Origin of the sequence: Streptomyces sp. ST2-7A, from assembly GCF_021390475.1 — a bacterium.
Lineage (GTDB): Bacteria > Actinomycetota > Actinomycetes > Streptomycetales > Streptomycetaceae > Streptomyces.
The window spans coordinates 1-21,769 of the sequence record NZ_JAJUWS010000063.1 but is presented as its reverse complement, the minus strand read 5'-3'; the positions used below and the strand labels follow the sequence as shown (position 1 = coordinate 21,769).

The following is a 21,769-nucleotide window of genomic DNA, read 5'->3' as shown; positions in this document are numbered from 1 at the left end:
CACCCACGCCCGTGACACCCGGGCGTGGGTGGTCGCTCCCCGGGTACCCCGGCGTCACAGTCGCATCGGCTGCGGCTGCTCCCGCCGACCGGCCTCCGGTCCGTCGTAGGAACGGAGGATCTCGTACCGGGTGTTGCGCTCCACCGGCCGGAAGCCGGCGTCGCGGATCAGCTCCAGCAGATCCTCACGGGTCAGCTTGTCGGGGGTGCCGAAGGAGTCCGCGTCGTGGGTGATCTTGTACTCCACCACCGAGCCGTCCATGTCGTCGGCGCCGTGCTGGAGGGCGAGCTGCGCGGTCTGCAGGCCGTGCATCACCCAGAACACCTTCACGTGCGGGACGTTGTCGAACAGCAGCCGGGAGACCGCGAAGGTCTTCAGCGCCTCCGCGCCGGTGGCCATGGTGGTGCGGGCCTGGAGCCGGTTGCGGACCTTGCCGTCCTTCATGTCCACGAAGTCGTGCTGGTAACGCAGCGGGATGAAGACCTGGAAGCCGCCGGTCTCGTCCTGCAGCTCGCGCAGCCGCAGCACGTGGTCCACCCGGTGCCTCGGCTCCTCGATGTGCCCGTACAGCATCGTGCAGGGCGTCTTGAGGCCCTTCGCGTGCGCGAGGCGGTGGATGCGGGACCAGTCCTCCCAGTGGGTGCGGTGGTCCACGATGTGCTGCCGGACCTCCCAGTCGAAGATCTCGGCGCCCCCACCGGTCAGCGACTCCAGGCCGGCGTCGATCAGCTCGTCGAGGATCTCGGAGGCGGACAGCCCGGAGATGCTCTCGAAGTGGTGGATCTCGGTGGCGGTGAACGCCTTGAGCTGCACCGTCTCCGGCAGCGCCTCCTTCAGCGCCCGCAGCGACCGGGGGTAGTAGCGCCACGGCAGGGTGGGGTGCAGGCCGTTGACGATGTGCAGCTCGGTGAGGTTGTCGCCCTCCATCGCCTTCGCCAGCCGCACCGCCTCCTCGATGCGCATGGTGTACGCGTCCTTCTCCCCCGGCTTGCGCTGGAAGGAGCAGTACGCGCAGGAGGCCGTGCACACGTTGGTCATGTTCAGGTGGCGGTTGACGTTGAAGTGCACCACGTCACCGTTCTTCCGGGTGCGCACCTCGTGTGCCAGTCCGCCCAGCCAGGCCAGGTCGTCGGACTCGTAGAGGGCGACGCCGTCCTCGCGGCTCAGCCGCTCGCCGGCACGGACCTTCTCCTCCAGCTCGCGCTTGAGCCCCGCGTCCATGTGTCGCGCCTCCTCGCTCATCCGGATCATCCGGCATCGCCCGGGACCCGCTGTTCGTCGCCGGCCCGCCCGGCGGGCCGGCCTCCCGTCGAGGTTACGCCGTGCCGTCGCCGATCCCGTCGCCGATCCCGCCGACCGGCCCCGGGGCGGTCCGCGTCCCGGACTACTCGGGCAGCGCCCCCACCCGGTTCTCCCACTTGGTGGAGAGCACGATCGTGGTCCGGGTGCGCGAGACGCCCCGGGTGCCCGACAGCCGGCGGATGATCCGCTCCAGGCCGTCCACGTCGGGGGCGCGGACCTTGAGCATGTAGGAGTCGTCGCCGGCGATGAACCAGCAGTCCTCGATCTCCTGGAGGTCCCGCAGCCGGTGCGCGATCTCCTGGTGGTCGGTGGCGTCCGAGAGCTGGATGCCGATGAGGGCCGTCACCCCCATCCCCAGGGAGGCGGAGTTGACGGTCGCCCGGTAGCCGGTGATCACCCCGGCGGCCTCCAGCCGGTTGATCCGATCGGTCACGCTCGGTCCGGAGAGGCCGACCAGTCGGCCCAGCTCCGCGTAGGTGGCGCGCCCGTTCTCCCGCAACGCCTGGATGAGCTGTCTGTCCACCGCGTCCATGTCCGCCCCGTGCCTCCCGCCGTGTGCCACCCGAAGCGTGGGACGACGGGACCCTCGGGCCGTGTCCCACCACCGTGTCGGTTCGGCCACCGAATCCAAGGCGGCCGGGGCCTGTAGCCTACGACCGGACGGCCCCACCGCCCAGTTGACCCCGCCACCTGCGGTACAGGTCGTGCGGAACCCCCACCGCGTCCAGTACCCGCCCGGCCACGAAGTCCACCAGGTCCTGGATGTGGTCGGCCCCCGCGTAGAAGCCCGGCGAGATCGGCAGCACCACCGCCCCCGCCTCGTCCAGCGCCACCAGCTGCCGCAGTGTCGGGCCGCTCAGCGGCGTCTCCCGCACCGCCACCACCAGCGGCCGGCGCTCCTTGAGCGTCACGCTCGCCGCGCGCTGCAACAGGTCCTTCGACAACCCCAGCGCCACCCCCGCCACCCCCGCCGTGGAGGCCGGGACGATCACCATCCCGCGCGTGCGGTAGGACCCCGAGGACGGGCCGGCCGCCAGGTCACCGGCCGGCCAGTACCGCACCCGGTCCCCGACCCCGTCCGCCCCGGCACCGGCGTCCAGCCACCTCCCGACCTCCGCCGCGAAGGTGTCCGGCGTGCCGTCCGCGCCCCGCGAGAGCCAGCTGCGCAGGTCCTCCCGCCAGTGCGCGTCCCGGAACGCCACCCCCGTCTCGTCCAACAGGGTGAGCCGGGAGGCCCGACTCACCACCAGGTCCACCGCCTCGCCGGCCGCCAGCAGGCCGCGCAGCACGGCCGCCGCGTACGGCGTACCGGACGCCCCCGAGACCCCGACCACCAGGGGAACACGTTCGGTGTCACTCATGCGGTCGAGCGTAGGTCAACGGCGCTCCCCCGCCCCCGGCGGGCCCGCGCGTCCCGGTCCCCGGGTGACGGGCGCCTCACCTGTCGATGACACCTCGGCCACACCCGGGCGGTTCGGGCACTCCGCGGGGCCCGGGAGGGGGAGACTGGTGCGGGGCCCCGGCCCCAGTGCCAGTGTCCCCGGACCGGGAGTGGACCCATCAGCACCGCGCCCCAGACCCCGCACCGGCGGGCGGCCCTCATCGGCTGCGCCGCCGCGCTCTCCGGCCTGCTCGCCTGGGCGGGCACCGGCTGCACCGCCGTCCAGCAGGCGGGCGCCGGCCTCCAGGTGCGCGGTGCCGTGGACCAGTTGCTCTCCCGCGAGGCGCTCAGCGTGGACGCGGGCCTGGACGCCGCCCCCGAGGAGGTCCTCGCCCACCTGCGCGAGGTCGCCGAACGCGACGGCTCCCCCGCCCCCACCGAGCGGGACGCCGAGGTGCTCTCCACCCTGGAGCTGACCGCCGTCGCCGGTGACCCGCTGGGCAGCACCCGGATGCGCGACCTGGACCGGGATGTCCCCCTGGACACCGCGCTGTCGCTGGGGTTCGGCGGCAAGGACGCGGTCGGCATCAAGCGGATCGCCGGGGAGACGTATGTGCGCATCGGGGTGGAGACCGTCGTGCAGGACATCCTGCTCGGCGATGCCGCCCGGGTGAACTCCGCCGAGCGCTTCCTGCGCGACGTGGAGGAACTGCCGCCCTCCCTGGGGCCGGCCTCGCGAGCCCTGCGCGGTGCCTGGGCCCTGATCGACCCGCTGCGGTACGAGCAGTACGCGCACGCCCTCAACGCCGACGGCGAGACGGTGCCGGCCGACACCGCCGGGAACGTCGCGGCGTCCCTGACCGACGCCGCCGTGCTGCTGGAACCGCACACCCAGTGGGAGATCGTCGAGAGCCTGGGCCGGGGGCTGCGCTCGGGCGCCTCCCTGCACCGCCTGGAGGACGAGCGCGGCGCCGAGCGCCACGAGGTGCGGCTGACCGCCGGGGCCGCCGAGCGCGCCCTGGCGCCGCTGCTGTCCCTGCTGAACGACCAGAGCGGGCGGTTCGGGCTGCCGTCGGTGGCCCGGGTCGCGACCGACCCGGACGCGCCGGTCGCCGCCGAGGTGGAGATCCGCAACGGTGTGCTGTCCCGGATCGTCTTCGACATCGGGCAGTTCCACGGCCCGGACGCCGCTCCGCTGCCGCTGCGCCTGGACCTCAACGCGGGCTCGGCCATCTCCCTCAACCCGCCGCCGGTCGAGGAACGGCTGGCGCCGGCGGACCTGACCGTGGCACTGATGTACCTCGACCTGATCGAACGGCGGCGCGAGGAGGACCCCGGACGCGGCACCCTCCCGGTCCCGGTGCGGCCCTGAGCCGTCCCGGCCTGCCGCCCCGTTCCCCGCCGGCGCACCGTCCCCGGGGCCGCCTCCGGGGCCGTCCCCGGACCCGGCCGGCCGGCGCCGCGTCGGGCAGGGCTCGCCCGTCGAGGAGCGGCGTCCGGCGCGGTGCGTCGCAAGACACCGGATCGATCTCGGGGTGGGCCCGCCCGGTCGACGCGGCGACGCGGCGAGGTACCGTGCCGGGCCTCGCGACGGGCGGACGTCGCCCGACGCGGCACTAGCCTGGGTGGTTCCGGACGCCGGGCGGGTAGGGACCCCGCAGCGCGACGGACCACAGGAAGAAGCGGAGGGGCTGCCGTGGCAGGCGAGCCGGGAACCCGTAAGCGGAGAGCGATTCAGGCCGGTGTGCTCATGGTGGGGTGGGTGGCCCTGATGTGGGTGCTCACCGCCATCGACGGCGGCACCCCGCGCTGCTTCCCCGGCATGGCGGACCAGCCACTGGTCTGCGAGTACGGCATCGAACCGCGCGATCCCGCCGAGTTGCGCGATGTCTTCCCCGCGGCGTTCCTGCACTTCGGCTTCGACCACCTGATCGCCAACAGCGTGCCGCTGCTGGTCTTCGGGTTCATCGCCGCGCTGCGCGGCATCGGTCGCTTCCTGGGCGTCTGTCTGATCATCATCGCGATTTCCGGCCTGGGCGTCTGGCTCACCTCCGCGCCCGGTTCGATCACCGCCGGCGCCTCCGGTGTCGTCTTCGGCCTCTTCGGCTACCTGCTGGTGCGCGGCTTCGTGGAACGCAACGCCCTGGACATCACCATCGGCGTCGTGGTCTTCCTGCTGTACGGGTCCATCCTGTGGGGCGTGCTGCCCACCGCCTCCGGCGTCTCCTGGCAGGGGCACCTCTTCGGTCTGATCGGCGGCGTGCTGGCGGCGTTCTGGCTGCGACGCTCCCCGGGCTCGCCCGGCGGGCGGGGTGACCGGTGGCGCGGACGCGGGCGCGGATGGGGCGGACGGCGCGGCCTGCAGGGGCCGCCGCCGGGCCACCCGGGCTGAACCGGGAGGGCCGACCGGCCGGACCGGCGTCCCGGCGGGGCGCGGGACCCGCACGGTGTCGGGGGTCGGCCGTAGGGTCGGCCCATGGAGATCGTGAACCCCGCGCTCGACAGCTACCTCATCGCCCACGCCACCCCCGCCGCCGACGACGTGCTGCGCGACCTCGCCGAGGAGACCCGCCGCGCGTACCCCGACCTCACGAGCATGCAGATCACGCAGGACGAGGGCGCCCTGCTGGCCCTGCTCGTGGGTCTGACCGGGGCCCGCCGGATCATCGAGGTCGGCACCTTCACCGGCTACTCCGCGCTGTGCATGGCCCGCGCCCTGCCCGCCGACGGCACCCTGCTGGCCTGCGACATCAGCGAGGAATGGACCTCCGTCGCCCGCCGGTACTGGGAGCGGGCCGGCGTCGCCGACCGCATCGAACTGCGGCTGGCCCCCGCCCTGGAGACCATCCGCTCGCTGCCCCTCGAGGAGACCTTCGACCTGGCCTTCATCGACGCCGACAAGGTCGGGTACCCCGACTACTGGGAGGCGCTGGTGCCCCGGATCCGGCGCGGCGGCCTGCTGGTGCTGGACAACGTGCTGCGCTCGGGGAAGGTGGTGGACCCCGACGACACGGATGAGGCCACCGAGGCGATCCGCCGGGTCAACGACACCATCACCGCCGACGGACGGGTGGAGTCGGTCCTGCTCCCCGTACGCGACGGGGTGACCCTGGCCCGCAAAATCTGACCCGCCACCGGGGCGGCGGGGACCGGCGGCTGCGCGCGGGTCCGACGGGCCGGGGAGCGCCGGCGGTGATGGTGTCGTTGACCCGGGGAAGGACCCGGGGCCGGGAATGGATACCGGGGGCCGGAAAGCGGTCCGGGTTCGGCGCCCGGCCGCCCCGCCCGCGAACGGGCCACACCGCGAACGGACCCCGGCCACGCCGGGCCGGAACCGGTCGTCGGCATCGCGTCGGCCGGGCATCGCCTCGGCCGGGCATCGCCTCGGCCGGGCACGATGCCGTGTGAAGCCGGGGGTACGTCCGCGGGGCCCCGCGGCCGGCGCGCCGGTGGGTGGTCGACCGGCACCCGGCGGAGGCGCCGCGGCCCGTGATCAGCCGGGACCGTCACCCGGCGCGGACGGGGAGTCGTCCCCCGCGCCCTCCCGCCGTTCCGGTGCCTGCCCGGCCTCCCCGGCGTCGGCGTTCGGAGCGTCGGGCTCCCGGCGCCCGCCCGCCGGGGAGGCGCCGGCGTCCGGGGTCCGCGCGCCGGGCAGGGCCGGGGAGTCCCCCGGCTTCCGGAGCTCCAGCGGCTCGTGATCGGTGAGTTCCTCGGCGAAGATCCGGGACAGCGGCTGCGGCCCCACGTACTGCCGACACAGGCAGCCGGCGGGCTCGTACCCCAGCGGCCTGCGGTCGGCGTCCCAGCCCGTGGGCCGTTGGACCACCTCGTGGCAGTGGCCGTGTCCGTCGTGCAGCGCCAGGTGGTGGCCGCACCCGCACACCGGCTCCGGCTGCCGTTCCCGCTCCTCCGCCCGCCGCAGCTGCCGCTCCCGCATGCGCAGCTCCTCGAGCCGGCGCTCGTGACGGTTCTGCCGACCGTCGCGCAGGGTGTCGGCGATCCACGCCCCGCCACCGCAGATCAGGAAGATCGCCACGATCCACATCCAGGCCATCACGGCGGCCACCTCCCGTCGTCGCGCGTCCCCGGGTCGGGGCCGGACGATCACCTCGCCCGACTCGGGAGCGACGGATCGATCACCCGTGCCCCCTGCCGTCGAGCGTACGTGCACCGCAGGCCCCGGGGCAGGGTTCCCGACCGGTGGATCACCGGCCCTCGAACGCCGCCGCCTTCCGGCGGCGGCCCCGCCACGAGGGCCGGGCCGGGTCCGTCAGCCGCTCGCGGTCGCGAGCGACAGCTTCACCGCGAAGCCCAGGAACAGCCCGCCGGCCGCCGCCGAGGCCCCCGCGCGCAGCCGACGCCGACGCCGAAAGGCGGAGGCCAGCCGGGAACCGGTGAAGATCAGAACACTGAGGTAGGTGAGGCTGAAGATCTGCACCAGCACCCCCAGCGCCAGGAAGGACAGCGCCGGGTGCGGATAGGCGGGGTCCACGAACTGCACGAAGAAGGAGACGAAGAACAGGATCGCCTTCGGGTTCAGCAGGCTGGCCGTCAGCGCCCGCCGGAAGGGTCGCTCGACGGGCGTGCGACCGCCGGCGGCCGGCGCCCCCTCGCCCCCGCCCGCCCCGTTCGGGTCGGCCCGATGCGGCTCCCGGCGTCGGCGCCACAGGGTCAGGGCCCCGCGCAGCATCCCGATCGCCAGCCAGGTCAGATAGCCGGCGCCGAGGAACTTCACCACGGTGAACGCCGCCGGGCTGGCCGTCAGCAGGGAGGCCACACCCCCGGCCGAGAGGATCATCAGCACCGCGTCGCCGCAGAACACCCCGCCCGCCGCCCGGTATCCCTGGCGGACACCCCGCCGGGCGGCGACGGACAACACGTACAACGAATTCGGCCCCGGCAGCAGGATGATCAGGGCCAGGCCCACCAGGTAGGTGGGGAGATCGGTGATACCCAACACGGGCGCAGCGTGCCACACCGCCCCGCCCGGGGTGAAGCGGGTTTCGCCGGCCGGACGTCCCCACCCCGTCCCCACCCCGTCCCCGACCCGACCGGCCCCGGCCGGCCCCGGCCGCGAGCAGCAGCTCCGCCGCCTCGGCGAACCCCTGGCGTTCGGCCCACTCGAGCGGGGTGCGGTCGTGCTCCGCCGGCCCCTCCCGCGATCGGGGATCGGCTCCGGCCGCGAGCAGCACCCGGATCACCGCCGTGTGGTTCCACGCCGCCGCCGCGCCCAACGCGGTACCGCCGGTCCCGTCGTCACCCGGGCTCGCCGCGTCCGGCTCGGCCCCCGCCCACGGCAGCTCCCGCGCCACGGCCGGGGCGTCGGCGAGCGCCGCCGCGTACAACGGGGCGAACCCCTCCCCGTCGGGCCCGGCCGGGTCGAACCCCGGGCGCGGCAGAACCCGGACCGCCCCCGCGTCGTCCCGTTCCACCGCCCGGGCGAACCGCCGGCGCGGCTTCTTCAGCCGTCGTCGTGTCACGGCGGCACGGTACCTCCGCCGGCCGGGATCACCGGGGCCGCCGGCCGGGTAGGGGAACAGGGAGAACCTGTGCGGGAACCGGGAACGACGCGGGGAGCCGGCGGCGCGGCCGGGGTGAGCCGCCGAACGCCGGGAGGGCCCGGACACCGAGGAGAGGATTCCCATGCAGCCGACCCCACAGCCCCCGTCCGACGACCGCTCCCCCGGCGGTCCGAAGGGAGAGGGGAACGAGAAGCCGCGCGGCGCGCGGGCCGCCGTGGTCATCGGCGTGCTGGTGGTGCTCGGCCTGCTGCTCGGCGTCTTCGCCCTCGGTCTGGCCGACAACGGCGACGACGGGGACGCGAACGGCTCCGGAAACGGTGACACGGCCGGCGAGGAGGCCGTGCCCGGTGGCGGGGTGACCCCGGAGGAACCGCTGCGGCTGCTGCCGATCGAGGAGGTGGTGGCCGGTGCCTGCGAGGAGCCGGGCGAGGACGCCTTCACGACGCCGGACGGGGGCACCTGCCTGACCGTCGTCGCCGACGAGGGGCTGACCGTCGAGGAGCTGGCCGGCGTCGAGGCGGTGGACGGTGCGCAGCAGGGCGTGGGCACGGTCGTGCAGGTGACGCTGGTGGAGTCCGACGCCGGGGCGATGGCCGACCTCACCGGCGAGGTGGCCGGCCGCTCCGACCCGGGCAACCGGCTGGCCGTCGTTCTCGGTGAGGAGTTGCTGATGGCCCCCACCGTCGTGGAACGCCTGGAGGACGGGGTGCTCCAGATCGCCGGCGTGAGCGACGCGGAGGCGGAGGAGCTGGTCAACCGCCTGGGCGGCTGACCGGCCGGCGCGTCGGCCCGGCCGGGGTCACAGGTCGAACCACACCGACTTGCCCCTCCCCGGCCGGTGCCGGCACACCCCCCATCCGGTGGCACAGGCGCTCAGCAGCATCAGGCCCCGGCCGCCCTCGGCCCCGGCCTCGTCGGCCGCGTCGCGGATGGGAACGGCCGGTGTCCCCGGCGCCCCGTCCCGTACCCGGACCCGGAGCCGACCGGCCCCGATCCGCACGGCGTGCAGCACCACGGGCACCGTGCACGTCGGGGTGGACGCCCCGACGGTGGCGCGAATCGCGTTGGTGACCACTTCGGAGGTGAGCAGGGCCGCCGTCTCCGCCACCGCCGCACCGGCCGGGGTGATGAGCGTGCGCACCGCCTCCCGGGCGGTGCGCACCCACCTCGGCTCCGCCGGGAAGACCAGCGTGCAACTCTCCCCGGCCCCGCCGTCCCCCCACGCCGTTGGACACATGGCGTCTCCTTCTATTCACTCAGAGCGATTGATGGGGGGAACGCTATGCCCCGCAAATTCAACTGTGCAACCAAACTGCCTCTCTTCACCCCAAAGAGTGAGGAAGGGTGCTTACCGGCTTCTCATCCCCCACCATGTGCGGGGGAGTTGAGACATGGGATTGCGTACACACATCAGTCAGCGGCAGCGGCGACTCGGGCAGGAACTTCGACGCCTGCGGGAGGGGACCGGCCTGTCCGGCGCAGAGGCCGGGGGTCACATCGGGCTGGGACGAGCCCACCTGAGCCACATCGAGGCCGGTCGTACCCACATCCCCGAGAGCAAGTTGAGAACCCTACTCAAGGTGTACGGATGCGAGAACGACGAATACGTCCACGCCCTGCTTTCCCTGAACATCACTCCGAAGGCGGGCTGGTGGCGAGACCACCGAGAGCTCCGAGGGTCCCGTCTCTACGACCTGGCCGAACTGGAGGACTCCGCAGTCAGCTTTCGCACCTTCCAGTGGCTGTACATCCCGGGCCTGCTGCAAACCCCCGAATACATGCGCGCCCTCTTCCGGAAGGAGCACCCGGAAGCGGGTGAGCGCGACCTGGAGCAGTACGTCAACTTCAGGTTGCACCGACAGGAGGTACTCACACGTGATCCCTTGCCGTGTTACCACGCGGTCATCCATGAGGCCGCTCTCCGCATGCAGTTCGTTGACGCCGGGGTGATGCGACGACAACTCGATCACCTCACCGCGCTCTCGGCGCAGCCGAACATCACCATTCAGTTGGCACCGTTCGCGGCTGCCATCAGCCCCTCGACCCCGGGGGCGCCTTTCACCCTCTTCGAGAGTCACAGTCCGACGCTGCCCACTGTCCACGTCGAGCACCCCACCACTTCGGTGTTCCTCTCCGACCCCGCTCACATCAGCCGGTTCACCGACGTGTTCACGCGACTGGGTTCCGCCTCGCTTCCCCCTCTGAAAAACTCGGACACCCTGGCCGACGGGTCCCTCGGTCTGATCCAACACATCGCCTATCTCCTTCGGGGAGGCACGCATGGATGAGAACCTCCGGTGGCAGAAGTCCACCTTCAGTTCGGGCGATCCCCAGAGCGAGTGCGTGGAGGTCGCCTCTCCATCGACACCTCGGGGCAAGGCGGGAACAGTCGTTCGACCATCGCACCGAATACACCTGCGGGAGAGCGCGGCGCCGGGGGTGGTCCTCACCACCACCCCCGCCCGCCTCGGCGCCCTCCTGACCGCCATCCGGCGGACCCCGCTTGCCGCCGACGGCGCCGAAGCACCATGTTCGGGGGCATGAACGCCGCACCGGACCCGCCCTCCTCCCACCCCGCCCCCTCCCTGGCCGATCTGCTGCGGGCCGCCGGGCCGCCGATGGCCCGCGACCTGCCGGACTTCGACCCCGCCGCCGCGCCGGCGACCCCCGGCGCGCTGTTGCGCGAGTGGCTGGAGGCCGCGCTGACGGCGGCGGTCCCGGACCCCACGGCCGTGGTGCTCTCCACGGTCGCCCCCGACGGCCTCCCCGACGCCCGGGTCCTGGTACTGCGCGGCGTGACGGGGGACGGCGGCGAGTGGGCCTTCGCGACCGACGCCGGCAGTCCCAAGGGTCGGCACCTGGCCGAGGTCCCCGGCGCGGCGTTGACGGCGTACTGGCCCACGCAGGGGCGCCAGATCCGGGTGCGCGGCCCGGTCGTGGCCGCCCCCGCCGACCGTTCGCGCGCCGACTTCCTCGGCCGCTCCCCCGCCTCCCGCACGGCCATGCTGATCGGCCGGCAGAGCGAGCCGCTGGCCTCCGCCGCCGAGTGGACGGCCGAGGAGGAGACCCTGCGCACGCGGCACGGTGACGCCCCCCGGGAGGTCCCGGCCGGCCACACCCTCTACCTGCTGCGGGCGACGGACGTGGAGTTCTGGCAGGGCTCGGCCGACCGTCGGCACCGGCGCCTGCGGTACACGCGCGCCGAACAGGAGTGGGAGCGCATCGAGCTGTGGCCGTGAGCCGCCGTCGCCATCCCCGCGCCCCATCCCACTCCCCGCCGGCCGAACTCCCCACCCCTCCCTCCTCGACCTCATGATTCGCAGCAAACAGGCATATCCTTGGATGAACATGACGAAGGATGAGGTCCTTACCGGGACTTCGCGAGACGAGTGGCAACGCCCGGGACGGACGGGACGGACGGGGTGACACCGGGAGACCCCTCCCACCGCGCCGGTCCGCCATCGGCGTGTCGCCGACATCTCGCCAACCGGTCAATTGCACCTGCGAGGGCTCGGTTCGCCTCGAGGAGCGCTAACGTCGTGTGAGGAGGGAATAGACTCGGTGCCGTTGAGGGGGCGCGACCATGAGCTACGGCGAGGAGTACCGCGACGCGTCCGGTCGCGGACTCCCCACACAGACGCGCACCCGCTTCCACGAGGACGACCGGGACGCCGCCTCCGGGCGTCCCCCGCGCTCCGCCCGCCGCGGTCTCGTTCCCATCGTCGGCGTGATCGTGCTGCTGATAGCCGCCCTCGCCTTCGCCAACCGGGGCGATGACCGGGGTTCCGGCTCCGCCGCCCCCGACGACACGCCGGGCGGTACGCAGGTCCAACCCACCACCCCCAGCGGCGAGTCCCCGGTGGACGTCACCGTCAACAACATCCCCGTCGGGCACCCGCGGACCGAGCAGGGCGCGCAGAGCGCCGCCGCCAACTACGCCGTCGCCCTGGGTGGCGAGGGCATGTTCGACGCCGAGACCCGCCGCGTCATCGTCGACACGATCTACGCCCCCGACATCGCCTCCGAACGCGTCGAGGGCTTCGACCGCGCCTACTCCTCCACCCTCCTGGAACGCCTCGGACTCGACGCCGACGGCAATCCGCCGGAGGGAAGGACCTTCGTCTCCCGCACCTCGCCCATCGGCACCCGTCTGATCGACTACACGGACGACACCGCGACCGTCGCCGTGTGGTCCAACGCGCTGCTCGGCCTGGCCGGTGACGGTTCCACCCGCCCCGTGACCACCACCTGGTACACCAGCACGTTCGAACTGGTGTGGGTGGAGGGCGATTGGAGAATCCTCTCCGAAGAGCAGGAGAGCGGGCCCACCCCCGTCCCGGGGGACAACCGGGCGTCCACGGCGGAGGAGATGGCCGAGGCCATCGAACAGTTCGGAGGCTTCAGTTATGCGCGCTGACCTGCGCCGACGAGCATGGCTGGGACCCGCCGGGCTCATCGCCGCCACCGGGTTGCTCCTCGGGGGAGCCGCCGCGGCCCGCGCCGACGAGCACGATGACCCGGTGGACCCCGACGCCCCCTTCCTCCCCGTGGATCCCATCGACGACGAGAACGACCCGACCGACCCGGAGAACCCCGAAAACCCCGAGAACCCGGAGAACCCCGCCGACCCCGGCACGGGGGACGGCGGAGGCGCCGAGGACAACGCCTGCGACCTCCTCGGCGGAGTGGCCCGGGAGATCTGCGAGGGGGGCGAACGCGAGGGCGGCGGGGGGTTCTCCAACCCGCTGGACACCACTCTCGACCCGCTGGCCTCCCTGGCGCGCGGCTGCGCCGACGCCGCCGCGTGGATCGTCGACCAGCTCTCGGCGGCGGTGTCCTCCACCACCACCGTGGACTTCACCAACCCGTCCTTCCTGCGCCAGTACGCCGTCGTCTTCGCCGCCTCCACCGTCCTGACCCTCACCCTGTGGCTACTGGCGGTCGCCAAGCGGGCCATCCGGGGCGTGCCGTTGACCACGGCGATCTCCGAGGCCGTCGGCTTCCTCTGGCTGACCGTCATGGCCTCGGCGTTCACGCCGCTGATCCTGTACGTGGTGGTCGCGGCCACCGACAGCGTCACCGAGGCCATCGCGTTCGGCACCGGCGACAACTCCGACGCCTTTTTCGGCCAGTTCTCCGCCGCGCTCCAGGCGGGCGAGGACATCGGCGGCGGCCCGATCATGCTGATCGTCGTCTCGCTGATCTCCATCCTGGCCGCCGGCGTCCTCTGGCTGGAGCTGGTCATCCGGGCCGCCCTGCTGTACGTCGGCGCGCTGCTGGGCACCGCCGTGTACGCCGGGTTGGTGGACCGCAACCTCTGGGGTCACGTCCGCCGTTGGGCGGGCATCATGATCGCCGTGATCATGGTCAAGCCGATCATCGTGATCGTGCTGGGGCTGGCCTCCGCGCTGACCACCGCGGAGGGGCCCAACGCCTTCGGCGCGATCGTCTCCGGCCTGTCCATCATCCTGCTGGCGATCTTCGCCTCGGCGATGATCTACCGCTTCGTGCCCGGCTTCGGCGACGAGATCGTGAACCACCGCGCCATGCGCCGGGACACCGCCAACCGCACCGCCTCCGCCGCGATCGCCACCCCGGCGACCGTGCTGCGCCAGGGCATGGGCACCCACGGTGCCCGGGGGCCGAACGCCCCCTCGGGCCCCGGCGGTCCGTCCGGCCCCGGCGGGGGCGGCGGTGCCGGGACCAACCCCATGGCCGGCGGCGTGGCCGCGCACGGCTCCCGCGGTGCCTCCGGCCCGTCCGGCGGCGCGGGTCCGCGCACCGGCGCCGGCAGCGGCCGCACGGGGGGCGGCTCGTGACCCGTCCACGCCACCCCCGGGTCGTCCCCCGGCACGGGCACCGCCCCGCGTCCCGGTCCGCCGTCGGCGGACCGGGCCACGCGTACGCGCGCCACCGACGGGCAGGGGGATGTGCGTGAACGCCCCCGCCCAGACCCAGGCGCCGCCGCGTCGCCGCACCTACCTCATCGGGCGCGCCCGCCCGCAGGCGATCATCGGCAAGAACCGGGACACCGGTGAGATCGCGCTGATCATCTTCGGCGCGTTCCTCGGCATGATGAGCGGCCTGCTGATCCCGAACCTGACGGTGCGGCTGGTCTGCCTCATGGGCTTCCCCCTGATCGCCCTGGCCGCGGTGTACGTGCCGTACAACGGCCGCACGTTCTACAGGTGGTTCGAGATCAACCGCTCCTTCCGGCGCCTGCTCAAGCGCGACGCGACCTACCGTTCGGCCGCCCCCGAGGCGGGGATCACGCTCAACGGCCGGGAGATCGCCGTGGGCGCGCCCCCCGGCGTGGGCCGGATCACCTGGCTCGCCGCGCCCTTCGGCCCGGACGAGATCGCGGTACTGCTGCACGCCGACCGCCGCACCGTCACGGCCGCCATAGAGATCGAGGGCCCGGGAGTGGGCCTGCGCGACAGCGAGGACCAGGAGGCGCTGGTCGACCGCTTCGGCACGCTGCTCAAGCACGTGGCCAACGGCGACGGCTACGTGACCCGCATCCAGATGCTCGCGCGCACCCTGCCCGCCGACCCCGACGCGCACGCCAAGGACGTCGGCGATCGCGGCGATTTCGACGCCCCGCGCTGGCTCCAGGACTCCTACGAGCACCTGCTGTCGATGGTGTCCACCTCCAGCGAGCAGCACCGCGCCTACCTCGTGGCCTGCATGCACCACTCCCGCGACCTCGCCAACGAGGCCACCACCATCGCCCGCGCCGCCCGCGCCGGCGGCCGGGGCCCGAAGATGTCCCGCGACGAGGCCCTGGCGATCGTGATGGCCCGTGAGCTGACCGACATCTGCGCCCGCCTGACCGAGGCGGACATCCGGGTCCGCCAACCGCTCGGGGAGGCCCGCCTGTCCTCCCTCATCCACTCGATGTACGACCCGGACCACCCCATCGACCACATCCAGGCGATGTCCCGGCGCAACGCCTGGCCGGCCGAGCTGGATGCCCGGCAGCCCACCTACCTCCAGGCCAAGACCCGCGAGTCCGGCACCCGCGACCCCTGGTGCCACGCCACGGCCTGGGTCAAGGAGTGGCCACTGACCCCGGTGGGCGTGAACTTCCTCGCCCCGCTGCTGGTGCACACCCCCGACGTGATCCGCACCGTGGCGGTCTGCATGGACCTCGAGCCCACCGATGTGGCGATCGAGCGGATGCTGACCGAGAAGACCAACGACGAGGCCGAGGCCGCCCGCGCGGCCAAGATGAACCGCACCGTGGACCCCCGGGACGTGGCCGCCCACGGCCGCGTCGACCAGCGCGGCGACGACCTCGCCTCCGGCGCCGCCGGCGTCAACCTGGTCGGCTACCTGACGGTCTCCTCCCCCCACCCCGAGGCCCTGGCCCGCGACAAACGGACTATCCGGGCCTCGGCGGGGAAGAGTTACCTGAAGCTGGAGTGGTGCGACCGGGAGCACCATCGGGCCTTCGTGAACACGCTGCCGTTCGCGACGGGGATCCGCCGATGACGCCGCCCGTGCCCGTAGCCGTGCCGGCGGTCCGCCCGTACCGCCGGCGGGGAGCGGGGCCGGGTTCGTCCCCGGGCCGCCCGCCGATGAGGAGGAGCCGTCGTGCCACCCCGTGATCCGCTGACCGCCCTGACCGACGCCTTCACCACCTTCCTGTTCGGGAAGGCGGAGACGACGCGGCTGCCGGTACGGACCTCCACCGGGCAGGCCCAGGCGGTCTACCTGCCCACCGCCGCGCCCGGTCTCGGCGACTCCGGTGTGGTCATCGGCCGCGAGGTCTACAGCGGCAAGGGCTACATCTACGACCCCTTCCAGCTCTACGGCCAGCAACTGCCGGCCCCGCACTGGCTGGTGCTCGGCGAGTCCGGCAACGGCAAGTCCGCCCTGGAGAAGACCTACGTCCTGCGTCAACTGCGCTTCCGCGACCGCCAGGTCGTGGTCCTCGACGCACAGGGCGAGGACGGCGTCGGCGAGTGGAACCTGATCGCCGAGAGGCTGGGCATCACCCCCATCCGGCTGGACCCGATGGCGGCGCTGGAGCACTCCATCCGCCTCAACCCGCTGGACCCGGCGATCACCTCCACCGGCCAGTTGGCCCTGCTGCGCACCATCATCGAGGTCGCGATGGGACGCGGCCTGGACGAGCGCTCGGGCTTCGCCCTGAAGGTGGCGCACGCGCACGTGCGGCGCGACATCCTCGAGGAGGGCGTGAACCGCCAGCCGATCCTCTCCGACATCGTGGAGCGGCTGCGGCACCCCTCCCGGGAGTCCGCCGACGCGATGAACGTCGACCCGGATGACGTGCGGGCCTGGGGCCTGGACGTCGCCCTGGTGCTGGACCGGCTGGTCGACGGCGACCTGCGGGGCATGTTCGACGGGCCGACGACCATCGGCATCGACCTGGACGCCCCGCTGATCGTCTTCGACCTCTCCCACATCGACCGCAACTCCATCGCCATGCCGATCCTGATGGCGATCGTCGGCGTGTGGCTGGAGCACACCTGGATCCGCCCCGACCGCAGGAAGCGCATCTTCCTGGTCGAGGAGGCGTGGCACATCATCAACTCGCCCTTCGTGGCGCAACTGTTCCAGCGTCTGCTGAAGTTCGGCCGCCGACTGGGTCTGTCCTTCGTCGCCGTGGTGCACCACCTGTCCGACGTGGTGGACGGCGCGGCGGCCAAGGAGGCGGCGGCGATCCTCAAGATGGCCTCCACCAGAACCGTGTACGCGCAGAAGTTCGACGAGGCCCGGGCCACCGGGCACGTCCTCGGCCTGCCGCGCTGGGCGGTGGAGATCATCCCCACCCTCACCCCCGGCATGGCGGTGTGGGACGTCAACGGCAACGTGCAGGTCGTCAAGCACCTGATCACCGAGGCGGAACGCCCACTGGTCTTCACCGACCGCGCGATGACCGAGGCTTCCGCCGCGCTCGATCCGGCCCCGACCCCGGCTGCCCTGCCGGGTGGGGAGTACGACGCCCCCGATGCCCGGGACGACCGGGAGCCGTACGACCCCTACGCGTACGGCGACTACGGCGACTACGAGGCGGAGACCGAGACGCGTGCCATCTCCTTCGACAAGCGCGGCGCCGGCTGACCGGTGACGGCCGACGCGGAACGGGCAGGGGGAAGCGGCTGACGGGAAACGGCGCGCGAGGCCGGGGAGCGGAACACACATGAGTCACCACCCGGACGAGGGCCCGCACGGCGGCCACCACTCCGGCGGTTACCACTCCGGCGGCAACCACGACCCGTACGGCCAGGAGGCCCACGGCCCGCCCGCGCGGCGCGGTCCGGCCCCGGCGGCCGGGCGCGGCGGGGTGCCGGACGGCGTGCTGGTGGGTGTCCTGGGCCTGGCCACGGCCCTGACCGTCCTGGTCTGGTCGGCCACCGGCATCGCCGGTTGGATCGCGCACGGCGCCTGGCCGGAGGGCGTGACCTTCATCGGCACGGCGACCGCCCTGCGCTCCTTCCTCACCGCGCCGAGCGACATCCCCGCCGCCTGGCCCGCCGCCGACCCCGCCGGACTGCCCGGCGCCGCGCTGCTGTGGCTGGTCTTCGCCGCCCTGTTGATCGTGCTGTTCTCCGGTTTCCTGTGGGGCGCGATCCGCTACGGCAGGTGGCGCGGCCGACGCCGCCACGGCCCGGGGCGACCGGCGGGCGTGTCGGGGCCCCGGAAGGGCGGGGCGGTCGCCGAGCCGTTCCCCCCGGCTCCCGTCCGCACCGAGCCGACGGCCCACGCCGCCGACCCGGACCGCCACGAACCGATCGACCGGCCGGGGCGACCGGAGACCGGCCTGCCCGGGGGCCCCGTCCCCGCCCCGGGATCGTCCTCCCCGCCCCCGCCCCCGCCCGGTGACGCGGTCGGGACCGTCGCCTCCGCACCCGGCCCACTGGTCGTGACGGACCCGGACGGCACGCTGTACGACCGCACCGCCCGCCGCCGCTCCCGCTCCGGCCCGGTGCACGTCTACGACCCCGAACACCGCGTCGACGCCCCCGTACGGCTGCGCTGGGGCCCCGAACGCGGCTGCGCCGACCCCGTCACCGCCCGCCGCCGCGCGAGGGCCCTGCTGGCCCCCGTACGACCCGCCGAGCCCGTCTTCGCGCTGGACGCGGAGACCGCCGAAACCCTGCTGCGCTGTTTCCTGCACGCCGCCGCCCTGGACGGCACCGACTGCCGACGGGTCCAGCGCTGGGCCCGCTCGGGCGGCGGCGAGGCCGCCCGGATCCTGCGCTCCCACCCCCGCGCCGCGCCCGGCACCTCCATGGAACTCGAGAGCGCCCTGGGCTCCCACCCGGGCCGTCGGGACGCCGGCCTCACCCTGGTCGTTCGCGCGCTGGAGGCGCTGGAGCGGGTGAACGTCCGCCACTCCTGCTCACCCGGCCGGGCCGACACCATCGCCCTGGAGAACATCACCGGTGAGGGTGCCACTCTCTACGTGATCGGCGACGACCCGGTCACCGCCCCGCTGCGCGGCGCCCTGCTCGACTCCCTGGACACCCTTCCCCGCCTGCCCTGAGAGCCCACTGCCCCGGGAACCCGTGCCGGCGCGACCCGTTCACCGGGGCATCGACCTCGTCCAGGGCGCGCGCCAGGCCGGAGCCGACTCCCCGCCGACCGTGGTCCAGTACTCCGTGCCGGCGACCACCAGGCCCCCGCGCACGGTCCAGAAGGAGACCGCCCGGAAGACGCCCACCCCTTCCTGCGGCACCTCCACCTCGGAGACCACCCGCTCCCCGGCCGGGTCGGCGAACACGTCGAGTACCCGGATGGACCACCCCTCGGGGTACTCGCGGTTGACCGCCACGAAGGCGCTCCGCCCGACGATCCGTTCCCCCGTCGCCGGCCAGTCGATCACCGCCTCCGGCGCGATCAACGCCCCGAGTCCGGACCAGTCACGGGCCTCCATCCGCCGCCACAACTCGACCACGCACCCACGCGGCGACAGGGGTTCGCCGGGGCCGCTCGGCCGGGCGTCGGGCGGGGAGGGACGCGGCGGAACGGCACGCTCGGGAGTGGAAGGCCCCGCGGCGGCCGGGGGGTTCGACGAGGAGGATGACATCACCCCTTCACCCTGCCGGCCGGCACCGACAACCCACCGGCCCGTCCCCCGGCCCCGCCCGACGGCCCGCTCCCCCGCCCGGGTCGGTCTCCCGGGGTTTCGCGCGACACGGAACCCGTGGAACCCGTGGAACCCGACCGTTCCCGCCCACCGCGATCCGGCCCCCGAACCGCCCCCTCCGCGTCACCGGCCGAGCCGAACACCTCTCGGACGCTCCCGGGAGTGGGGCCGCGGCGCACGACGAACGGCCCCGGGCACTGTGGTCACGGTGTCGACGCCCCGCTCGCGCCCATCTCCCTGCCGGTCGGCTCGGCGAGCGGGCTCAGACCGCAGGAGGCGGCGAGGCCCTGCGCCTCGATGCCGAGGGCGGTGTTCATCCGCGCGGTCATGTTCGCCAGGGCGATCCACGCGGTCAGCTCGACCAGCGCCGGGGCACCGAGCCGTTCGAGCAGCCGGGCCGAGAGTTCGTCGGTCACCGTCGGCGGGGTGCCGCTCATGGCCTCGGCGTACTCCAGCACGTCCCGCTCCGGCTGTGTGAAGACCTCCGATTCCCGCCACCGGGGCACCTCTCGGGCCCTGGTCTCGTCGAGCCCTTCGTGGTGCGTCCGGAAGTACCCGAGGTCGAGGCAGAAGCCGCAGCCGATGAGGGAGGCGACCGCCATGTGGGCGAAGGCCTTCAACTCCTCGTCGCACTCCTTCCACTTGGCGGCCTTCCGTCCGGCGTTCATACCGAACCCGAGTACCGGTCGGTGGTGCCACATCACCCCGAGGGGGTCGACCACCTCGCCGAACATCCTGATGCTGAACTTCTTCAGGACGGCGCCCCGCAGGCCGGTGATCTCGGCCGGGGGAACCCTGGTGGTACCGGTCATGTCACGTCCCATCCGCTCGGTGTCCACTGGTGTCGCCATGGAGACACCGCCCGGCGCCGATGTGTGACACCCCCGGCCGGGGTCACACCCCGGGGTCATCCGCCGTCGGGGAGGAAAATGCCGGTCGTGGTGCGCGTCGGCGCCCACGACGTGCCGGGGGAACGGGGGGCGAGAGCCATCTCCAGGGCCTGCTCGGGTTCGTGGCCGAGCGGGGACGGCCCCTCGGGCACCTCCTCGCTGCGGCCCGTGGGTTCGAAACCCATGGCCGCGTAGCACCGGGCGGCCCGGACATTGCGTTCGTGCACGAACAGCCGCACCTCGCGGCCGGCGGCCCGGTCGACGGCTTCCCTCAGCAGTTTCCGGGCCAGCCCCGTTCCCCGGTACTCCGGTCGCGCGTAGACGCCCACCAACTGCACGTGGCGTTCGGGGCCCTCGGCACGCGCGAGCAGCACCACCATGCCCAGGAGCGTCGCGCCCTCCTCCCGGAGGTTCTCCACGACGAGGGTCAGGGCGTCGGCCCGTGGGGTGGCCCGTCGCTGCCACTCCTCGCGGGGGAGGCGAAGGGCGTCCCGATACTGCTCGTAGAAGGCGAGTGGGGCCACCGGATCCCGCAGTGCGGCCAGGCGCAACGACCGAAGAGCACGCCAATCCCGTGCTTCGGTGTGTCGCACCACATAGGCCGCCATCCTCCGATGCTGGCAGCAAGCCGGCCCGGTGAACAAGCACCTCCGGCACATCGCCCTCCGTGCCGGTGGGGAGCCGCCCGCGGAGGACCGGGCGGGGTGGGGGCTCAGTCCGGGAGGATCCAGGTCTCCAGCGCGTGGACGCGCCCTTTCATCGGGCGGTGGAACAACGGGAGATCGGCGGGCACGAACCCGGCGGAGCGGGCGACACGGAGGCTGGGAACGTTCTCCGGGGCGATGCGCAGGATCACCCGCTCGAAGTCCAGCTCCCGACGGGCCAGACGGGCACACAGCCGCAGGGAGCCGGAGGCCAGGCCCATCCCCCGGTGCGCGGGGCCGATGGCGTACCCCAGCTCGGCCGTCCCCGGTTCGTCGGGGTCGCGCATCAGACCGATCTCACCCCGGGGCACCCTCTCCTCACCGGTCAGCGTGACGGCCAGCTGGAGGCCGAGGCCGCCGGCGGCCAGGCGGTGCGATCGGGCGACCCGGGCCCGGGCGGCGGTGAGGTCGAAGGGTGAGGGGAGGGCGGTCCAGCGGGCCACCTCGGGATCGTCGAAGAGCGCCGGCATTCGGGGCAGGTCGTGCGGTTCCCAGGGACGCAGGGAAAGATCCGTACCGACGATCCGCACGTCCGAGGGGAAACTCGCCAACATCACCATGATCGTCACCCCGGATACACGCACTCGAGAAGCCCTCCGCCCCCGGCCGGGAGGGCCGGGAGGGGAAAGGACCGAGCGTACCCCGGAACACCTTCACGGGGCTGTTTCCGGGCATGAAAAAAGCGTGGCGTGTCGCAACCCGAGGGTTGACGACACGCCACGCTCTTCAATGATTGTTCGGCGGCGACCTACTCTCCCACACGGTCCCCCATGCAGTACCATCGGCGCGGAAAGGCTTAGCTTCCGGGTTCGGAATGTAACCGGGCGTTTCCCCTTCGCCATGACCACCGA

The 21,769-nt window shown here is 73.3% G+C and carries 22 protein-coding genes, 1 rRNA gene and 1 pseudogene; 12 read left to right on the top strand and 12 right to left on the bottom strand.

Annotated elements, in window-relative coordinates:
- Positions 1–54: 54 nt before the first annotated feature.
- From mqnE to LZF96_RS25345, 3 genes are all read right to left on the bottom strand, one after another.
- Positions 55–1,221, bottom strand: a complete 1,167-nt coding sequence (mqnE, locus tag LZF96_RS25355; RefSeq protein WP_233877039.1) for an aminofutalosine synthase MqnE — start codon at positions 1,219–1,221, stop codon at positions 55–57.
- A gap of 163 nt (positions 1,222–1,384) precedes the next feature.
- Complete coding sequence (locus LZF96_RS25350; protein WP_233877033.1) at positions 1,385–1,834, bottom strand: Lrp/AsnC family transcriptional regulator; 450 nt, start codon at positions 1,832–1,834, stop codon at positions 1,385–1,387.
- Positions 1,835–1,952: 118 nt separating this feature from the next.
- Positions 1,953–2,663, bottom strand: a complete 711-nt coding sequence (locus LZF96_RS25345) for a UbiX family flavin prenyltransferase (protein WP_233877031.1) — start codon at positions 2,661–2,663, stop codon at positions 1,953–1,955.
- Between the two features lie 327 nt (positions 2,664–2,990).
- Between LZF96_RS25345 and LZF96_RS25340 the strand changes: the two genes are divergently transcribed.
- The 3 genes from LZF96_RS25340 to LZF96_RS25330 all read left to right on the top strand — a co-directional run bounded on the left by LZF96_RS25340 (position 2,991) and on the right by LZF96_RS25330 (position 5,810).
- Positions 2,991–4,055, top strand: a complete 1,065-nt coding sequence (locus LZF96_RS25340) for a hypothetical protein (protein ID WP_233877041.1) — start codon at positions 2,991–2,993, stop codon at positions 4,053–4,055.
- A gap of 378 nt (positions 4,056–4,433) precedes the next feature.
- Positions 4,434–5,075 carry a rhomboid family intramembrane serine protease gene (locus LZF96_RS25335; protein WP_233877037.1) on the top strand — a complete coding sequence of 214 codons (642 nt, stop codon included), beginning with the start codon at positions 4,434–4,436 and terminating at the stop codon, positions 5,073–5,075.
- A gap of 84 nt (positions 5,076–5,159) precedes the next feature.
- Positions 5,160–5,810: an O-methyltransferase gene (locus tag LZF96_RS25330; RefSeq protein ID WP_233877029.1), complete on the top strand. Its 651-nt coding sequence runs from the start codon at positions 5,160–5,162 to the stop codon at positions 5,808–5,810.
- Positions 5,811–6,176: 366 nt separating this feature from the next.
- On the opposite strand, the gene LZF96_RS27220 is transcribed toward LZF96_RS25330, so the two are convergent.
- The 3 genes and pseudogenes from LZF96_RS27220 to LZF96_RS27435 all read right to left on the bottom strand — a co-directional run.
- Entirely contained in the window at positions 6,177–6,737 is a 561-nt protein-coding gene (locus LZF96_RS27220) for a hypothetical protein (RefSeq protein WP_308294289.1), read from the bottom strand.
- Positions 6,738–6,953: 216 nt separating this feature from the next.
- Positions 6,954–7,643, bottom strand: coding sequence for a leucine efflux protein LeuE (gene leuE, locus LZF96_RS25320; protein WP_233877027.1), 690 nt, complete (start codon positions 7,641–7,643; stop codon positions 6,954–6,956).
- A 115-nt stretch (positions 7,644–7,758) separates the two neighbouring features.
- Positions 7,759–8,328, bottom strand: a pseudogene (locus tag LZF96_RS27435) (ankyrin repeat domain-containing protein); the annotation flags it as partial.
- Here LZF96_RS27435 and LZF96_RS25315 point away from each other — a divergent pair.
- Positions 8,327–8,977 carry a hypothetical protein gene (locus LZF96_RS25315; protein WP_233877025.1) on the top strand — a complete coding sequence of 217 codons (651 nt, stop codon included), beginning with the start codon at positions 8,327–8,329 and terminating at the stop codon, positions 8,975–8,977. The pseudogene LZF96_RS27435 and the gene LZF96_RS25315 sit on opposite strands and share 2 nt — an antisense overlap.
- Before the next feature lie 27 nt (positions 8,978–9,004).
- Here LZF96_RS25315 and LZF96_RS25310 read toward each other — a convergent pair whose 3' ends face one another.
- On the bottom strand, positions 9,005–9,442 hold the full coding sequence (locus LZF96_RS25310; RefSeq protein WP_233877023.1) for an ATP-binding protein: 438 nt from the start codon (positions 9,440–9,442) through the stop codon (positions 9,005–9,007).
- A 154-nt stretch (positions 9,443–9,596) separates the two neighbouring features.
- On the opposite strand from LZF96_RS25310, the gene LZF96_RS25305 reads away from it, so the two are divergent.
- From LZF96_RS25305 to LZF96_RS25270, 8 genes are all read left to right on the top strand, one after another.
- A complete protein-coding gene (locus LZF96_RS25305; protein ID WP_233877021.1) occupies positions 9,597–10,493 on the top strand; it encodes a helix-turn-helix transcriptional regulator in 897 nt (298 codons plus the stop codon).
- On the top strand, positions 10,486–10,749 hold the full coding sequence (locus LZF96_RS25300; RefSeq protein ID WP_233877019.1) for a DUF397 domain-containing protein: 264 nt from the start codon (positions 10,486–10,488) through the stop codon (positions 10,747–10,749). The genes LZF96_RS25305 and LZF96_RS25300 overlap by 8 nt, the downstream gene beginning before the upstream one ends.
- Positions 10,746–11,444 carry a pyridoxal 5'-phosphate synthase gene (locus LZF96_RS25295; protein ID WP_233877017.1) on the top strand — a complete coding sequence of 233 codons (699 nt, stop codon included), beginning with the start codon at positions 10,746–10,748 and terminating at the stop codon, positions 11,442–11,444. The genes LZF96_RS25300 and LZF96_RS25295 overlap by 4 nt, the downstream gene beginning before the upstream one ends.
- Positions 11,445–11,788: 344 nt before the next feature.
- Complete coding sequence (locus LZF96_RS25290; protein WP_233877014.1) at positions 11,789–12,622, top strand: hypothetical protein; 834 nt, start codon at positions 11,789–11,791, stop codon at positions 12,620–12,622.
- The gene (locus tag LZF96_RS25285; RefSeq protein ID WP_233877012.1) at positions 12,612–14,024 is read left to right on the top strand and encodes a hypothetical protein; all 1,413 of its coding nucleotides are present in this window, start codon (positions 12,612–12,614) and stop codon (positions 14,022–14,024) included. The genes LZF96_RS25290 and LZF96_RS25285 overlap by 11 nt, the downstream gene beginning before the upstream one ends.
- A gap of 115 nt (positions 14,025–14,139) precedes the next feature.
- Complete coding sequence (locus LZF96_RS25280) at positions 14,140–15,699, top strand: SCO6880 family protein (RefSeq protein ID WP_233877010.1); 1,560 nt, start codon at positions 14,140–14,142, stop codon at positions 15,697–15,699.
- Between the two features lie 102 nt (positions 15,700–15,801).
- Positions 15,802–17,295, top strand: a complete 1,494-nt coding sequence (locus tag LZF96_RS25275) for an ATP-binding protein (protein ID WP_374203330.1) — start codon at positions 15,802–15,804, stop codon at positions 17,293–17,295.
- A 79-nt stretch (positions 17,296–17,374) separates the two neighbouring features.
- Positions 17,375–18,721 carry a type VI secretion protein gene (locus LZF96_RS25270; RefSeq protein ID WP_233877008.1) on the top strand — a complete coding sequence of 449 codons (1,347 nt, stop codon included), beginning with the start codon at positions 17,375–17,377 and terminating at the stop codon, positions 18,719–18,721.
- 39 nt (positions 18,722–18,760) lie between these two features.
- Here the strand turns inward: LZF96_RS25270 and LZF96_RS25265 are convergent, their stop codons facing one another.
- The 5 genes from LZF96_RS25265 to rrf all read right to left on the bottom strand — a co-directional run bounded on the left by LZF96_RS25265 (position 18,761) and on the right by rrf (position 21,769).
- Positions 18,761–19,132, bottom strand: coding sequence for a nuclear transport factor 2 family protein (locus LZF96_RS25265; RefSeq protein ID WP_308294288.1), 372 nt, complete (start codon positions 19,130–19,132; stop codon positions 18,761–18,763).
- Positions 19,133–19,527: 395 nt separating this feature from the next.
- A complete protein-coding gene (locus tag LZF96_RS25260) occupies positions 19,528–20,175 on the bottom strand; it encodes a carboxymuconolactone decarboxylase family protein (protein WP_233877006.1) in 648 nt (215 codons plus the stop codon).
- Positions 20,176–20,231: 56 nt separating this feature from the next.
- A complete protein-coding gene (locus LZF96_RS25255) occupies positions 20,232–20,822 on the bottom strand; it encodes a GNAT family N-acetyltransferase (protein ID WP_233877005.1) in 591 nt (196 codons plus the stop codon).
- A gap of 104 nt (positions 20,823–20,926) precedes the next feature.
- Positions 20,927–21,472, bottom strand: a complete 546-nt coding sequence (locus LZF96_RS25250; protein ID WP_233877004.1) for a GNAT family N-acetyltransferase — start codon at positions 21,470–21,472, stop codon at positions 20,927–20,929.
- 181 nt (positions 21,473–21,653) lie between these two features.
- Positions 21,654–21,769, bottom strand: a 5S ribosomal RNA gene (gene rrf / locus LZF96_RS25245).